Annotated in this window: 10 protein-coding genes; 7 read left to right on the top strand and 3 right to left on the bottom strand. The window is 60.7% G+C overall.

Annotated features, from left to right (window positions below):
- Positions 1-28: 28 nt before the first annotated feature.
- The 3 genes from katB to radA are packed head-to-tail and all read left to right on the top strand — an operon-like array spanning position 29 to position 3,573.
- Entirely contained in the window at positions 29-1,570 is a 1,542-nt protein-coding gene (gene katB, locus AU074_RS06555) for a catalase KatB (protein ID WP_076014033.1), read from the top strand.
- Between the two features lie 60 nt (positions 1,571-1,630).
- Positions 1,631-2,170, top strand: a complete 540-nt coding sequence (locus tag AU074_RS06550; protein ID WP_076014032.1) for an ankyrin repeat domain-containing protein — start codon at positions 1,631-1,633, stop codon at positions 2,168-2,170.
- A 35-nt stretch (positions 2,171-2,205) separates the two neighbouring features.
- Positions 2,206-3,573 carry a DNA repair protein RadA gene (gene radA, locus AU074_RS06545; RefSeq protein ID WP_003215821.1) on the top strand — a complete coding sequence of 456 codons (1,368 nt, stop codon included), beginning with the start codon at positions 2,206-2,208 and terminating at the stop codon, positions 3,571-3,573.
- A 115-nt stretch (positions 3,574-3,688) separates the two neighbouring features.
- Here the strand turns inward: radA and AU074_RS06540 are convergent, their stop codons facing one another.
- Positions 3,689-4,057 carry a PilZ domain-containing protein gene (locus AU074_RS06540; RefSeq protein WP_076014031.1) on the bottom strand — a complete coding sequence of 123 codons (369 nt, stop codon included), beginning with the start codon at positions 4,055-4,057 and terminating at the stop codon, positions 3,689-3,691.
- A 173-nt stretch (positions 4,058-4,230) separates the two neighbouring features.
- Between AU074_RS06540 and AU074_RS06535 the strand changes: the two genes are divergently transcribed.
- From AU074_RS06535 to yjiA, 3 genes are all read left to right on the top strand, one after another.
- Complete coding sequence (locus AU074_RS06535) at positions 4,231-6,297, top strand: carbon starvation CstA family protein (protein ID WP_076014030.1); 2,067 nt, start codon at positions 4,231-4,233, stop codon at positions 6,295-6,297.
- Between the two features lie 15 nt (positions 6,298-6,312).
- Entirely contained in the window at positions 6,313-6,510 is a 198-nt protein-coding gene (locus tag AU074_RS06530; RefSeq protein ID WP_003176208.1) for a YbdD/YjiX family protein, read from the top strand.
- A gap of 147 nt (positions 6,511-6,657) precedes the next feature.
- On the top strand, positions 6,658-7,617 hold the full coding sequence (yjiA, locus tag AU074_RS06525; RefSeq protein ID WP_076014029.1) for a GTPase: 960 nt from the start codon (positions 6,658-6,660) through the stop codon (positions 7,615-7,617).
- Between the two features lie 126 nt (positions 7,618-7,743).
- On the opposite strand, the gene glyA is transcribed toward yjiA, so the two are convergent.
- Both glyA and AU074_RS06515 read right to left on the bottom strand, forming a co-directional pair.
- Positions 7,744-8,997: a serine hydroxymethyltransferase gene (gene glyA, locus AU074_RS06520; protein WP_076014028.1), complete on the bottom strand. Its 1,254-nt coding sequence runs from the start codon at positions 8,995-8,997 to the stop codon at positions 7,744-7,746.
- A gap of 277 nt (positions 8,998-9,274) precedes the next feature.
- Positions 9,275-13,126 (bottom strand): EAL domain-containing protein, encoded by a 3,852-nt coding sequence (locus AU074_RS06515; RefSeq protein ID WP_076014027.1) that lies wholly within the window; start codon positions 13,124-13,126, stop codon positions 9,275-9,277.
- 285 nt (positions 13,127-13,411) lie between these two features.
- On the opposite strand from AU074_RS06515, the gene ettA reads away from it, so the two are divergent.
- Positions 13,412-15,076 (top strand): energy-dependent translational throttle protein EttA, encoded by a 1,665-nt coding sequence (gene ettA, locus AU074_RS06510; protein ID WP_076014026.1) that lies wholly within the window; start codon positions 13,412-13,414, stop codon positions 15,074-15,076.
- The last annotated feature ends 324 nt before the right edge of the window (positions 15,077-15,400 follow it).

Genomic DNA, 15,400 nt, shown 5'->3' with positions numbered 1-15,400 from the left:
TGCACTAAAAAAACCAGAGGAAACCTCGATGAAAAACCCTATTAGCCGCGGGCCTATTTCTGCGCGACGGGTGTTGCTCGTAGTGAGCGCCAGTCTTCTTTCGCTGTCCGTACACGCCGCCAACCTCACGCGCGACAATGGCGCGGCGGTCGGTGACAATCAGAACTCGCAAACCGCCGGTGCGAATGGCCCGGTCCTGTTGCAAGACGTGCAACTGATCCAGAAATTGCAGCGCTTTGATCGCGAGCGGATTCCGGAGCGTGTTGTGCACGCTCGCGGCACCGGTGCCCACGGTACCTTCACCGTCACCGACAACCTCAGCGACCTGACCAAGGCCAAGGTATTTGCCGCCGGTGAAGCCACGCCGGTATTTGTGCGTTTTTCTGCGGTAGTTCACGGTAACCATTCGCCGGAAACCCTGCGTGACCCGCGCGGCTTTGCCACCAAGTTCTACACCGCCGAAGGTAATTGGGACCTGGTCGGTAATAACTTCCCGACGTTCTTCATTCGCGATGCGATCAAGTTCCCGGACATGGTTCACGCTTTTAAACCAGACCCGCGCACTAACCTGGATGATGATTCCCGTCGCTTTGACTTCTTCTCCCATGTTCCGGAGTCCACTCGTACGTTGACCGAGTTGTACTCGGACTCCGGTACTCCAGCCAGTTACCGGGAAATGGACGGTAACGGTGTACACGCCTACAAGTTGATTAACGCCAAGGGCGAAGTGCACTACGTCAAGTTCCACTGGAAGAGCCTGCAAGGCATCAAGAACCTTGACCCTAAACAAGTAGCTGAAGTACAGGGCCGTGACTACAGCCATATGACCAATGATTTGGTCACGCACATCAATAAAGGCGACTTCCCCAAGTGGGACCTGTATGTGCAAGTGCTGAAGCCTGAAGACTTGGCCAAGTTTGATTTCGACCCACTGGACGCCACCAAGATCTGGCCAAACGTGCCTGAACGCAAAGTCGGGCAGATGGTGCTGAACCGAAACCCGGCCAACGTCTTCCAGGAAACCGAGCAAGTGGCCATGGCGCCGGCCAACCTGGTGCCGGGCATCGAGCCGTCGGAAGACCGCCTGCTGCAAGGCCGAGTGTTTTCCTATGCCGATACGCAAATGTACCGCCTGGGGCCAAACGCCCTGCAACTGCCGATCAACGCACCCCGGGTGACCGTCAACAACGGTAACCAGGACGGCGCGATGAACTTCGGCAAGACCACCACTGGCGTGAACTACCAGCCAAGCCGCCTGCTGCCACGGGAAGAGCCGCAAACCGCGCGGTACAGCCAGTCGGCCCTGTCGGGCAGTACCCAGCAAGCGAAGATCCAGCGTGAGCAGAACTTCAAGCAGGCCGGCGACCTGTACCGCTCGTTCAACAAGAAAGAGCGTCAGGACTTGATCGACAACTTCGGCGGCTCCCTGGCCACCACCGATGACGAGAGCAAGCACATCATCCTGTCGTTCCTCTACAAGGCGGATCCGGAGTACGGCACCGGCGTGACCAAAGTCGCCAAGGGTGACCTGGCCCGCGTCAAGGCATTGGCTGAGAAGCTGACTGACTGACTGATTGGTTGGCCCTGTCGGTGCTCGAAAGGGCGCCGACACCTGGCAGGAGGAAACCCTATGCGTATCTACATCGCTTTATTCACAGCCTTTCTGGCTTTTACCGCGCATGCCGAGTCACCCGACCCGCAAGCGGTGAAGACACAACTGCAGGATTACTACTTCGACGCCGCCCGCCGTGGCGACGTGGAAATGCTCAACACCTTCATCGACTCCGGCTATTCGCTGAACACCCAGGATGAAAAAGGCTACACGGCACTGATTCTCGCCGCCTATCACGGCGAAAGTGCCTATGTGGACCGATTGCTCGCCGCCGGCGCCGATGCCTGTGTGCAGGACAAGCGCGGCAACACCGCCTTGATGGGCGCGATCTTCAAGGGTGAGCTGAAAATCGCCCAGCGCCTGCTGGCCACCGACTGCAACCCCGACCAGCGCAACGGCGCCGGACAAACGGCGGCCATGTATGCCGGGCTGTTCAAACGCGTGGAACTGCTGGACGAACTGAAAGCCAAGGGCGCCGATCTGAATGCCGAAGACCCGATCGGTAACAGCGCTTCACGTTTGGCCAGCGGTGAAATCCGTACCCCGGCGCCGCGCTGAGCTATCATCGCGGTTTTTCGGTTGGAGGTTCTCAAATGGCAAAGGCCAAGCGCATGTATGGCTGCACCGAGTGCGGCGCGACCTTTCCCAAGTGGGCCGGCCAGTGCACGGAATGCGGTGCGTGGAACACCCTGACCGAAACCATGATCGAGAGCGGCGGCGCCGTGGCCCCCAGCGGTCGGTCCGGCTGGACCGGGCAACAAACCCAGATCAAGACCCTGGCCGAAGTCAGCGTCGAAGAAATCCCGCGTTTCTCCACCGCTTCCGGTGAACTGGACCGGGTGCTGGGCGGCGGCCTGGTGGACGGCTCTGTGGTGCTGATTGGCGGTGACCCGGGCATCGGTAAATCCACGATCTTGCTGCAAACCCTGTGCAGCATCGCCAGCCGCATGCCGGCGCTGTATGTCACCGGCGAAGAATCCCAGCAGCAGGTGGCCATGCGTGCGCGCCGCCTGGGCTTGCCCCAGGACCAACTGCGGGTGATGACCGAAACCTGCATCGAAAGCATCATCGCCACCGCGCGCCTGGAAAAACCCAAGGTGATGGTGATCGACTCGATCCAGACGATTTTCACCGAACAACTGCAATCGGCGCCGGGTGGCGTGTCCCAGGTGCGGGAAAGTGCTGCGCTGCTGGTGCGCTATGCGAAACAGAGCGGCACGGCGATTTTCCTGGTGGGCCACGTGACCAAAGAAGGCGCGCTGGCCGGCCCACGGGTGCTGGAACACATGGTCGACACCGTGCTGTATTTCGAAGGCGAGTCCGACGGCCGCTTGCGCTTGCTGCGGGCGGTGAAGAACCGGTTTGGCGCGGTCAACGAGCTGGGTGTGTTCGCCATGACTGACCGCGGCTTGAAAGAAGTCTCCAACCCGTCAGCGATTTTCCTGACCCGCGCCCAGGAAGAAGTCCCAGGCAGTGTGGTGATGGCAACGTGGGAAGGCACCCGGCCGATGCTGGTGGAAGTGCAGGCGCTGGTGGACGACAGCCACCTGGCCAACCCGCGCCGCGTCACCCTGGGCCTGGATCAGAACCGCCTGGCGATGTTGCTGGCGGTGCTGCACCGCCACGGCGGCATTCCCACCCATGACCAGGACGTGTTCCTGAACGTGGTGGGCGGGGTCAAGGTATTGGAAACCGCATCTGACCTGGCGTTGATGGCGGCGGTGATGTCCAGCCTGCGCAACCGGCCGTTGCCCCATGACTTGCTGGTGTTCGGCGAAGTGGGTCTGTCGGGTGAAGTGCGCCCGGTGCCCAGTGGCCAGGAGCGCCTGAAGGAAGCGGCCAAGCACGGCTTCAAGCGCGCCATCGTGCCCAAGGGCAATGCGCCGAAAGAAATGCCACCGGGGCTGCAAGTGATCGGGGTGACGCGCCTGGAGCAGGCGCTGGATGCCCTGTTCGAATAGTCGCCAGCCACCCATCACCCCTGTAGGAGCCGGGCTTGCCCACGATGGCGGTGTATCAGCTGATTGATATGCAAACTGACACACCGCCATCGCAGGCAAGCCAGCTCCCACATGTTCAGGTCTCCAGCAAGGCGGCGAATTCCCGCTCCAGCTCTGCCTGATCACCGAGGTTCAGCTCGATTATCCGCCGCAGGTGGCTGATGGAGTCGAGGTCGATGTGCTCGCACACAAAGCCGAGCTGCCCATGATCATCATGGGTCAGCCGCACCTGCATCTTTACGTTGGTCTCGGCGTCCAGATGAATGTCCACGTCGAACGACTCATAGCGATGGCCGTGCCAGTCTTGCGGCCGTTGCACCAGCAAGCCCTTGAGCGATAAATCTACCAATTGCACCGACCAGACATGGCCGTCTTGCGTGAGCTCGGTCCTGGCATCGAAGGCAATGCGTCGGAAACGGCGTCGGTCTGAAGGCTGTTCGCTCATGGTGAAACCCTCTGTGGATAAAAGAATTGTAGCCGTGCGCCATCATGGGACGGTTTTTTCTGCTTTTTTCGCTCCGGCAAGGCTCTAGACCAACGTAGGGGGGTGGCCTTTAAGGCCAGTAGCGCTAAACTCGGGATGGCTGTCTTTCTGTCCACCCTGGCTGGAATATAAAAATGAAAAATAATAATAGCCTGCTACGCCATCTACCCTGGCTGCTGCTGGCAATCGTAGGAGCGTGCGCCCTGGGCGTAGTGGCCTTGCGCCGCGGCGAGGCGATCAACGCCTTGTGGATTGTGGTCGCAGCAGTGGCCATTTATCTGGTTGCTTACCGTTACTACAGTCTGTTCATCGCTAACCATGTGATGCAGCTCGATCCACTGCGGGCTACCCCCGCCGTGCTCAACAACGATGGTCTGGACTATGTGCCGACCAACAAACACATTCTTTTCGGTCACCACTTCGCGGCAATCGCCGGCGCCGGGCCTTTGGTCGGCCCGGTACTGGCAGCGCAGATGGGCTACCTGCCCGGCACCTTGTGGCTGATAGCCGGTGTGGTGCTGGCGGGCGCGGTGCAGGATTTCATGATCCTGTTCCTCTCCACCCGTCGCAACGGCCGTTCCCTGGGGGACATGGTCCGCGAAGAAATGGGCCGCATTCCCGGGACCATCGCGCTGTTTGGCTGCTTCCTGATCATGATCATCATCCTCGCGGTGCTGGCGCTGATCGTGGTCAAGGCCCTGGCCGAAAGCCCGTGGGGCATCTTCACGGTGATGGCGACCATCCCGATCGCGATGTTCATGGGCATCTACATGCGCTACATCCGCCCGGGCCGTATCGGCGAAATCTCGATTGTCGGCGTGCTGTTGCTGCTGGGCTCGATCTGGCTGGGCGGGCAGATTGCCGCTGACCCGGTGTGGGCCAAGGCGTTCAGCTTCACCGGGATCCAGATCACCTGGATGCTGGTGGGTTATGGCTTTGTCGCCGCCGTGTTGCCGGTGTGGCTGATCCTCGCGCCACGTGACTACCTGTCTACTTTCCTGAAAATCGGCACCATCATCGCCCTGGCGATTGGCATCCTGGTGACCATGCCCGACCTGAAAATGCCGGCGCTGACCCAGTTCATCGATGGCACCGGCCCGGTGTGGAAGGGCGGTCTGTTCCCGTTCCTGTTCATCACCATTGCCTGTGGCGCGGTCTCGGGTTTCCACGCACTGATCTCCTCGGGCACCACGCCCAAGTTGCTGGCCAATGAAGGGCACGCCCGTTACATCGGTTACGGCGGCATGTTGATGGAGTCGTTCGTGGCCATCATGGCGATGGTTGCCGCTTCGGTGATCGAGCCAGGCGTGTACTTCGCCATGAACAGCCCGGCCGCCATTGTCGGCGCTGACGTGGTGACCGTTGCGCAAACTGTCAGCAGCTGGGGTTTTGCGATTACCCCGGAAGCGTTGCAGGCGGTGGCGCATGACATCGGTGAAACCACCATCCTGGCCCGTGCCGGTGGTGCGCCGACCCTGGCGGTCGGTATCGCGCAGATCTTGCACAGCGTCCTGCCGGGTGAAAACACCATGGCGTTCTGGTACCACTTTGCGATCCTGTTCGAAGCGCTGTTCATCCTGACCGCAGTCGACGCCGGTACCCGTGCCGGTCGCTTCATGCTTCAGGATTTGCTCGGTTCCTTCGTGCCGGCGCTCAAGCGTACCGAGTCCTGGACCGCCAACCTGATCGCTACCGCAGGTTGTGTGGCGATGTGGGGTTACCTGTTGTACCAAGGCGTGATCGACCCACTGGGCGGCATCAACACCTTGTGGCCGCTGTTCGGTATCTCCAACCAGATGCTGGCGGGTATCGCGCTGATGCTCGCTACCGTTGTGCTGATCAAAATGAAACGCCAACGCTACATCTGGGTGACCATGCTGCCGGCTGTCTGGCTGCTGATCTGCACCGTGACCGCAGGCTTCATCAAGCTGTTCGACGCCAACCCGGCGATCGGCTTCCTGTCCCTGGCCAAGAAATACAGCGACGCCCTGGCCGGCGGCCAGATCCTCGCACCGGCCAAGAGCATCGACCAGATGCAACACGTGATCTGGAACGCCTACACCAACGCAACGCTGACGGCGCTGTTCCTGTTCGTGGTCTTCAGCATCCTGTTCTATGCGCTCAAAGTCGGCATTGCCGCCTGGGGCAAAAAGGAACGTACGGATAAAGAAGCTCCATACCAGGCCATCCCGGACGCTTGATAGAGGATTGCAATCATGTTCAATGACATCAGTCGCCTCGGTAAATACCTCGGTCAGGCCGCGCGCCTGATGGTCGGCATGCCCGACTACGACACTTACGTCGAGCATATGCAAACCAAGCACCCCGACAAGCCGATGATGGACTACAAGGCGTTCTTCCGGGAACGCCAGGAAGCCCGTTACGGCGGCAAGGGTGGGCCCAAGTGCTGTTGAGTCGTTAGGTCCCTTGTAGGAGCGAGCTTGCTCGCGAAAAACGTCAAGACACCGCGTTCTTCCTGAATGCACGCGGTGTCCTTGGGTTCTTCGCGAGCAAGCTCGCTCCTACAATTGTTTTTGCGTTCCTATTTCAAGGAGAATTCTTTGTCCTCTCCCATCCCCGTTACCATCCTCAGCGGCTTTCTCGGCGCGGGTAAAACCACGCTGCTGCGCCACCTGCTCAAGGCCGAGCACGGCTTGAAAATCGCCGTGATCGAAAACGAATTCAGCGACGCCGGTATCGACACCCAACTGCTGGGCAGCGAGCCGGTGCAAGTCATGACCCTGTCCAATGGCTGCGTGTGCTGCACCATCCACACCGACCTGACCAAGGCCCTGTACCTGCTGCTGGAACGCCTGGACAGCGGCGAAATCGCCTTCGACCGCCTGGTGATCGAGTGCACCGGCCTGGCCGATCCTGCCCCGGTGGCCCAGACCTTTTTCATCGATGAAGAACTGCGCGAGCGCTACATCCTCGACGGCATCATCACCCTGGTGGACGCGGCCCACGCCGAGCACCACCTGACCCAGACCATCGCCCAGGCGCAGATCGGTTTTGCCGACCGCCTGCTGGTGAGCAAGCGCGACCTGGTGGACGACGCCACCTTCGACGCCCTCAGCGAGCGCCTGACCCGCATCAACCGCCGCGCACCGATTCGCGTGGTGGAGCACGGCAAGATCGACCTCGCCGAACTGCTGGATGTGCGTGGCTTCAACCTCAATGCCGGCATGACCTTGCGCCCGGTAAGCCAGGCGCCGTCCATCGACCGTATCTCCAGCCTGGTGCTGCGCACCGACCAGCCGCTGGATATCGACAAACTCAGCGAGTTCATGAACGAGCTGCTGGAAGACCACGGCAAGCAATTGCTGCGTTACAAAGGCGTGCTGAACATTGCCGGGGAAGACCGGCGGATGGTGTTCCAGGGCGTGCTGAAGCTCTACGGTTTCGATTGGGACACCGAATGGGCCGAAGGCGAGACGCGGGAAAGTGTGATTGTGTTTATTGCCGACGAGTTGCCGGAAGAAAAGATTCGCGAGGGTTTCCAGCGCATCTATCAGGCATAAAAAAGCCCACATGTAGGAGCGAGCTTGCTCGCGAAGAACTTATAGGCACCGCGTGCATCCAGGATGCACGCGTTATCGTTGACGTTCTTCGCGAGCAAGCTCGCTCCTACAGCGGGCTTTTTGCTATTAAGCGCCGTATACCGGCAGCTTCTTGCAGATGGCCTTGACCTTCTCACGAACAGAATCAATCACTGCTTCGTTGTTCAGGTCAGCCAGGATGTCGCAGATCCAGCCAGCCAGTTCCTTGCACTCTGCTTCCTTGAAGCCACGAGTCGTCACAGCCGGAGTGCCGAAGCGCAGGCCGGAGGTGACGAACGGCGAACGTGGGTCGTTCGGTACCGAGTTCTTGTTCACGGTTATGAAGGCTTTGCCCAGAGCGGCGTCAGCGTCTTTACCGGAGATGTCTTGCTTGATCAGCGAGAGCAGGAACAGGTGGTTCTCAGTACCGCCGGACACCACGTCAAAACCACGCTCGATGAACACGCCGGCCATGGCCTTGGCGTTTTTCACCACTTGCTGCTGGTAGGTCTTGAACTCAGGCTGCAGGGCTTCCTTGAAGCAGATCGCTTTGGCGGCGATCACGTGCTCCAGCGGGCCACCCTGGCCGCCTGGGAATACGGCGGAGTTCAGCTTCTTCTCGATCTCGGCGTTGGCGCGAGCCAGGATCAGGCCGCCACGTGGACCGCGCAGGGTCTTGTGGGTGGTGGTGGTCACCACGTCAGCGAATGGCACCGGGTTCGGGTAGACGCCAGCAGCGACCAAACCGGCCACGTGGGCCATGTCGACGAACAGGTAGGCGCCCACCTTGTCGGCGATTTCGCGAAAGCGTGGGAAATCCAGGATCTGCGAGTAGGCAGAGAAACCCGCCACGATCATTTTTGGCTTGTGCTCAACCGCCAGGCGCTCGACTTCGTCGTAGTCGATCAGGCCGTTGCCGTCGATGCCGTACTGAACGGCGTTGTACAGCTTGCCGGAGGAGGAAACGCTGGCGCCGTGGGTCAGGTGACCGCCGTGGGCCAGGCTCATGCCCAGGATGGTGTCGCCCGCTTGCAGCAGGGCCAGGTACACGGCGCTGTTGGCTTGGGAACCGGCGTGTGGCTGGACGTTGGCGTAATCGGCGCCGAACAGTTCCTTGGCGCGGTCGATGGCCAGCTGCTCAACGATGTCGACGTACTCGCAACCACCGTAGTAACGCTTGCCCGGGTAGCCTTCGGCGTACTTGTTGGTCAGAACCGAACCTTGAGCCTCCATAACCGCAGGGCTGGTGTAGTTTTCCGAAGCGATCAGCTCAATGTGCTCTTCCTGGCGCACGGCTTCTTGCTCCATGGCGGCAAAGAGATCGGCGTCGTACTTGGCAATGGTCAAATCACGGCTGAACATGGCGGTCCTCAAGGATCGGGGGCAGAAAAGAAGCGCATTCTAACCTAATGGGTTTTGGATGGCATATGAAAGGACATCATGTCGCGGACAAGCGGGATTCACTTAGGGATGAGCGGTGCCCTTGTGGCGAGGGGGCTTGTCCCCCGTTGGGCTGCGCAGCAGCCCCATTCAGGGCTCACGCGTTTCTTCAGGTAGATCGAGGTGCCAGGTTTTGGGGCCGCTTCGCAGCCCAACGGGGGACAAGCCCCCTCGCAACAAAAAGCGGCATCACACGCTCTCAGTCGAACATGAACAGCGCGTCATTACTGAACTGCGCCTCAAACCGGTTCGCCGGCATCGGCCGTCCGAACAGGTAGCCCTGCACCTCGTCACAACCGTGCTCCCGCAGGAAGTCCAGCTGCTCATGGGTTTCCACACCCTCGGCGATCACCGCCAGGTTCAGGCTGTGGGCCATGGCGATAATCGCCCGGGCGATCTGCGCGTCCTGCTCACCCGACGGCAGGCCGTCGACAAAGGTGCGGTCGATCTTCAGCACGTCGATGGGGAACTGCTTGAGGTAGTTCAGCGATGAATAACCGGTGCCGAAGTCATCTACCGCAATGCTCAGGCCGAGGTTTTTCAGGCTGGCGAGGATCTGCATCGCCTCGTTGACCTCGCGCATCAGGATACTTTCGGTCAGCTCCAGCTCGAGGCACGCCGGCGGCAGGCCGGTGTCCTTGAGGATGGTCGCGATGCGCTCGCCCAGTTGCCCGTCGGAGAACTGCCGGGCCGAGATGTTCACCGAGACCTTGGGCACCCGCACCTTGTTCTGGTGCCAGGTCTTGAGTTGGCGGCAGGCTGCGCTGATTACCCAGTCGCCCACGTCCACCACCAGCCCCAATTCCTCCAGCACCGGGATAAAGTCCCCCGGTGGCACCAGCCCGCGACGGGGATGGCGCCAGCGCAGCAGGGCTTCGGCGCCGGTCAGGCGTTTGCCGTCGCCGCTGAACTGCGGCTGGTAATACAGCACGAATTCGTTCTGTTCCAGGGCGTGGCGCAGGTCGCTTTCCAGCTCCAGACGCTCCAGGGCGCTGGCGTTCATGTCGGCCTGGTAGAACTGGAAGTTGTTCTTTCCGCGCTCCTTGGCGTGGTACATCGCCGTGTCGGCGTTCTTCATCAACTGGCTGAGTTCGTTGCCGTCCTGCGGGCTCAGGGCGATGCCGATACTGGCGGTCACAAAGAACTCGCGGCCCTCAAGCACAAACGGTTTCACCAGGCTGGCCAGAATCTGCTCGGCCACATTGATCGCCCGGTTCAACGCCATTTCGCGGCTGGCTCGCGGTTGCAGGAGCAAGGTGAACTCGTCGCCGCCCATGCGCGCCACGGTGTCGTCTTCGGCCACGCAGCCCAGCAAGCGGGTGGCCATTTCCTTGAGCATGCGATCGCCGGCGGCGTGGCCCAGGGAATCGTTGATCGGCTTGAAGCGGTCGAGGTCGAGGAACATCAGCACCACCCACGACTTCTGCCGTTCCGCCGACTGCAACGCGGTGTGCAGGCGGTCCTGGAACAGCGTGCGGTTGGGCAGGTGGGTCAGGGCGTCGTAGTAGGCCAGGCGGTGGATCCGCTGTTCGCTGGCCTTGCGCTCGCTGATGTCACTGAAGAAGCACACGTAGCTGGCCAGGTCGCCTTCGTCATCGAATACGGCGGTAATCCCGACCCAGGCCGGGTAATGCTCGCCGTTGCGGCGCTTGAGCCACACTTCGCCTTCCCAGGTGCTGTGCTGATGCAATTGCTTGAGCACGTAGCGCAGGTGGGCTTCCTGCTGTTCGTCGACGGTGAGCATGTTTGGTAACTGGTCGAGCACGTCCGCCACCGCGTAGCCACTCACCCGGCTGAACGCCTCGTTGGCCTGCACGATATAGCCGGCAGGGTCGGTGATCAGGATCGCCGAAGTCGAGTGTTCAAATACCGTGGCCGCCATGCGCAGGTCTTTTTCCGCACGGCGTTGCTGGCTGATGTCGCGACCCACGCCGAGGATGCCTTCGAACGCACCGTGTTCGTCCCACACCAGCACCAGGCGCAGTTCGATCGGGATCTTGCGCCCGTCGGCCCGCAGGCAGTCGAACAGGAACAGCTGGGTCTGCACGTCGTTGCGCAACGCCGCGAGGGAGTCGGGTTGGTCCAGGGCGCGGCTGACTTGCTCCACCAGGGAGTAAATTCCAGTCAGTTGTTGCGGGTTGGCGATAGTCGATTGCCAGCCGTTTTCGAAGATCCAGTCCACGTCATAGCCCAGCACGCCGTTCACCGACGGGCTGACGTAGTTCAGGGCCAGCTTGCTGTCGGTGGAGAAGATCACGTCGCTGATGCTTTCAGCCAGCATGCGGTAGCGCTGTTCGCTGTCACGCAGGGATTCGCTGGCCTCGATCTGGTCGGTGATGTCCTTGGCCACGCCGATGATGCGCGTGACCTGGTCGGTCTTGTCCCGGGCCAGGGCCTGTTCGCGGATGTCGAAGCGCCGCCATTGGTTGTTGCGGTGGCGAAAGCGCAGCTGGCACTGCAGTTGGCTCAGGTAGCCGGCCTGGCGCTGTTGCAGGCGCAGGTCGTGGTAACGCTCGGCGTCTTCGGGGTGCAGCAGGATTTCCCAGAAATACTCGCCCATTTGCTGCAACTCGGGCTTGTTGTAGCCCAAGGTGTGGCCCAGGTGATGGTTGCTGAAAATCATCCGCTGGCTGATCACGTCCTGCACATACAGGTGATCGGGCACGGTGCGTACCACGTCCGACCAGAAACCCTCGCGCTCCACCAGCGACAGCTCGATCAGCTTCCGGCTGGTGATGTCGCTGATGCTCAGGATCACCGCCTTGAAGTCGTCCTGTTGTTCCGGCAGGCGCATCACCAGCCACAGGTATTGGTCGTTGCCTTCGACATCGCTGAGCTGGATTTCCAGTTCGAGCTGCTTCTGTTGGGTCAGTACCGCGTCGATCACCTGGTTGCCGATGGCGGTAGGGCTCGACGGGCAAGCGTCGATCAGGCGCTCCCAGGCTTGCTCGCAGGAAGCGACATTCAGCAGGCGCACCGCCACCTGGTTGACCTCGGTGACGCGCAATTCCTTGAGCAGTTGTTGGCGTTGCTCCGGGCTGTCTTGCAGCAACTGCTGCAGTTGCTCGCGGGTCTGCAGTTGAGCTTTGTCGAAGAATGCGCGCAGGCCGGACAGGTCCAGCACACACAGCGCCACGCCGGTGCCTTCGAAAATATCCTGGTAGCGGCGGCGGCCTTCATGCACCTGGCGCTGGCGGCGGCGCATGTTCAGCAGCACGATCACCGGGATCAGCGAGAAGGCCAGGCCCAGCAGGCATTTGCCGATAAAGGCCGGCAGCAGTTGCTCCAGCACGGCGGCACGGTCGAACAGGCCGCGCAGTTGCCAGTCGCTTTTGCTCAGGGGCGTGACCAGTACACTTTTGTTCAATTCGTCCGGGGTCAACGCCGAGGCCCACTGGGCCGGCATGCCGCTGTCACGGCTGACTACGCGGTGGTTGAGGCGGTTTTCGATCACCCACATTGGGCGCTGGCCCTGGCCGTCCTGGCGTGTCAGGTTGGCCAGGAAGTTGGGCGCCAGGCGCAAGGCCCAGTACATCTTGGTGCCGCCACTGGGCTGATGCAGCAGCAGGTAGATGACGGTGCCGTCGTTGTTGTTGCTCAAGTAATAGGACTGGGCGTGGCTGCGCTTGACCAGCTCTTCGAGCCAGGCGCTGTCCTGGCTGTCGCCGGCGCTGTCGCTGATCATCGCGCCGCTGGGGGCGAGCAGGGCGACGCTGCGCAGCTCCGGCAGGGAGCGTTGCAGGGTGCGCATCAGGATTTGTTGCTGTTCAGTGTCCCGTGGCGGCTCGACGATCGGCAGCAGGTTCAGCGCGATCTGCGCACTGAGGGCCATGTTCAGGCTGATTTGTTCGGCCAGGTCGGCGCTGTAGTCGATGGTGTATTGCTGCTGGTTTTTCTGGTTTTGCTGCAACTGGTCCAGCAGTTGCCAGAATAATAAGGCGAGCAGCAGCAGGACCAGCGTCGCCAGAGCGCCCTTGAGGGTTCCGTGCAGGGGCGCTCCCGGCGCTATATGAGCGGCGCGCAGGGGAGTTGGCGGGGTGACGTTGGACAAACTGTGATCCTGCGGTTTGGCTGGACTGGCGCGCGACGTGCACTATAAGCCGGACGCCCGGAGGGCGGCTAGCATGCCTTGTGTTGTGGCAAAGTGCCAGCCCCGCTTGGCTGGACTGCCCATGCGCATTCAGGTAGCTTTGCCGGTTACGCGAGGGCGTTCCAGCCCCAGACAATCAGGCTTCTACCGCACGCAGGCATTGATCATGGTCAACGGCCCGCGCCGCGCATGGCCTGGCACGGGTTTCGCCCGCTTAATTCATCAGTCACTGACGCTAGGTTCACCATGGCTCAATACGTCTTCACCATGCATCGGCTGGGAAAAGTTGTTCCGCCGAAGCGGGAAATCCTGAAAAACATTTCTCTGTCCTTCTTCCCGGGCGCCAAGATCGGCGTGCTCGGCCTCAACGGTTCGGGTAAATCCACCCTGTTGAAAATCATGGCCGGCGTCGACACCGAGTTCGACGGCGAAGCCCGCCCGATGCCCGAACTGAACATCGGCTACCTGCCGCAAGAGCCAATCCTGGACCCGACCAAGACCGTGCGTGAAGTGGTCGAGGAAGCGGTCAGCGTGATCAAGAACGCCCAGGCCCGCCTGGACGAGGTCTATGCAGCCTACGCCGAAGAAGATGCTGACTTCGACAAACTGGCGGCAGAACAGGCCAAGCTCGAAGCCATCCTGCAAGCCAGTGACGGTCACAACCTGGACCGCCAGCTGGAAGTTGCCGCCGATGCGCTGCGCCTGCCGGCGTGGGACGCCAAGATTGAGCACCTGTCCGGTGGTGAAAAGCGGCGTGTGGCCCTGTGCCGCCTGCTGCTGTCGGCCCCCGACATGCTGCTGCTCGACGAACCCACCAACCACTTGGACGCCGATTCCGTCGCCTGGCTGGAGCGCTTCCTCCACGACTTCCCGGGCACCGTGGTTGCGATCACGCACGACCGGTACTTCCTGGACAACGTGGCCGGCTGGATTCTCGAACTCGACCGTGGCGCCGGTATCCCTTACGAGGGCAACTACTCCGGTTGGCTGGAAGCCAAGTCCGACCGTCTGGCGGCCGAATCCAAGCAGCAGTCGGCCCATGAAAAGGCCATGAAAGACGAGTTGGAATGGGTGCGTAAAGGCGCCAAGGCACGTCAGTCGAAATCCAAGGCCCGTCTGGCGCGTTTCGAAGAAATGCAGTCCCAGGAATTCCAGAAGCGTTCCGAGACCAACGAAATCTACATCCCGGCCGGTCCGCGCCTGGGTGACAAGGTCATCGAGTTCAAGAACGTCTGCAAGGGCTACGGCGATCGCGTGTTGATCGACAACCTGTCGTTCTCCATGCCGAAAGGCGCCATCGTTGGCGTGATCGGCGGTAACGGTGCGGGTAAATCCACCCTGTTCCGCATGCTGATGGGCAAGGAACAACCGGACTCGGGCACCATCGAAGTCGGCGAAACCGTGCAACTGGCCTGTGTGGACCAGAGCCGCGACGACCTCGACGGCAGCAAGACGGTGTTCCAGCAGATTTCCGACGGTTCCGACCAGATCCGTATCGGTAACTATGAAATCCCGTCGCGCACCTATGTGGGCCGTTTCAACTTCAAGGGCGGCGACCAGCAAAAGTTCGTCAAGGACCTGTCCGGTGGTGAGCGCGGTCGCTTGCACCTGGCCCTGACCTTGAAAGAAGGCGGCAACGTCTTGCTGCTCGACGAACCGTCAAACGACCTCGACGTTGAAACCCTGCGTTCCCTGGAAGAAGCCCTGCTGGACTTCCCGGGCGCCGCCATTGTGATCTCTCACGATCGGTGGTTCCTTGACCGTGTGGCCACTCACATCCTGGCGTACGAAGACGATTCCCAAGCGGTGTTCTTCGAAGGCAACTACACCGAATACGAAGCCGATCGCAAGAAACGCCTCGGCGAAGCCGCTGCCCAGCCGCATCGTGTACGGCATAAAAAACTGGCCTGATTCGGGTTGGTGGTTTGAAAAAGCGGAGCCTTCGGGCTCCGCTTTTTTTTGCGTGTTTTTTTGTAAGACCGAGTTGGATTCATTCGCGAGCAAGTCGAATCGTCGCACCGCCGCTCCCACCTTGAAATGCATTCCAAATGTGGGAGCGGGCTTGCTCGCGAAGACGGTTTAACTATTGGTGCAAAACTCGACTTTAAATCCTCATTAAGGTGCAAAAACCGCCTGTATTTATATCTAATGCACCATTTAAATTCACAAAAGCGACATTTCGCCCTGTCGCGGTGCGACATGAATTGATAAAGTCCGGGACAAATCTCCTTTAAC

The organism is Pseudomonas sp. ATCC PTA-122608 (assembly GCF_001952855.1).
Classification (GTDB): Bacteria; Pseudomonadota; Gammaproteobacteria; order Pseudomonadales; family Pseudomonadaceae; genus Aquipseudomonas.
The sequence above is the reverse complement of the archived record's forward strand: the minus strand, read 5'-3'. Positions and strand labels throughout refer to the sequence as shown.

Coding starts and splice junctions, on each gene's coding strand:
- katB (WP_076014033.1), top strand. CDS start 29: ATGAAAAACCCTATTAGCCGCGGGCCTATTTCTGCGCGACGGGTGTTG.
- AU074_RS06550 (WP_076014032.1), top strand. CDS start 1,631: ATGCGTATCTACATCGCTTTATTCACAGCCTTTCTGGCTTTTACCGCG.
- radA (WP_003215821.1), top strand. CDS start 2,206: ATGGCAAAGGCCAAGCGCATGTATGGCTGCACCGAGTGCGGCGCGACC.
- AU074_RS06540 (WP_076014031.1), bottom strand. CDS start 4,057: ATGAGCGAACAGCCTTCAGACCGACGCCGTTTCCGACGCATTGCCTTC.
- AU074_RS06535 (WP_076014030.1), top strand. CDS start 4,231: ATGAAAAATAATAATAGCCTGCTACGCCATCTACCCTGGCTGCTGCTG.
- AU074_RS06530 (WP_003176208.1), top strand. CDS start 6,313: ATGTTCAATGACATCAGTCGCCTCGGTAAATACCTCGGTCAGGCCGCG.
- glyA (WP_076014028.1), bottom strand. CDS start 8,997: ATGTTCAGCCGTGATTTGACCATTGCCAAGTACGACGCCGATCTCTTT.
- ettA (WP_076014026.1), top strand. CDS start 13,412: ATGGCTCAATACGTCTTCACCATGCATCGGCTGGGAAAAGTTGTTCCG.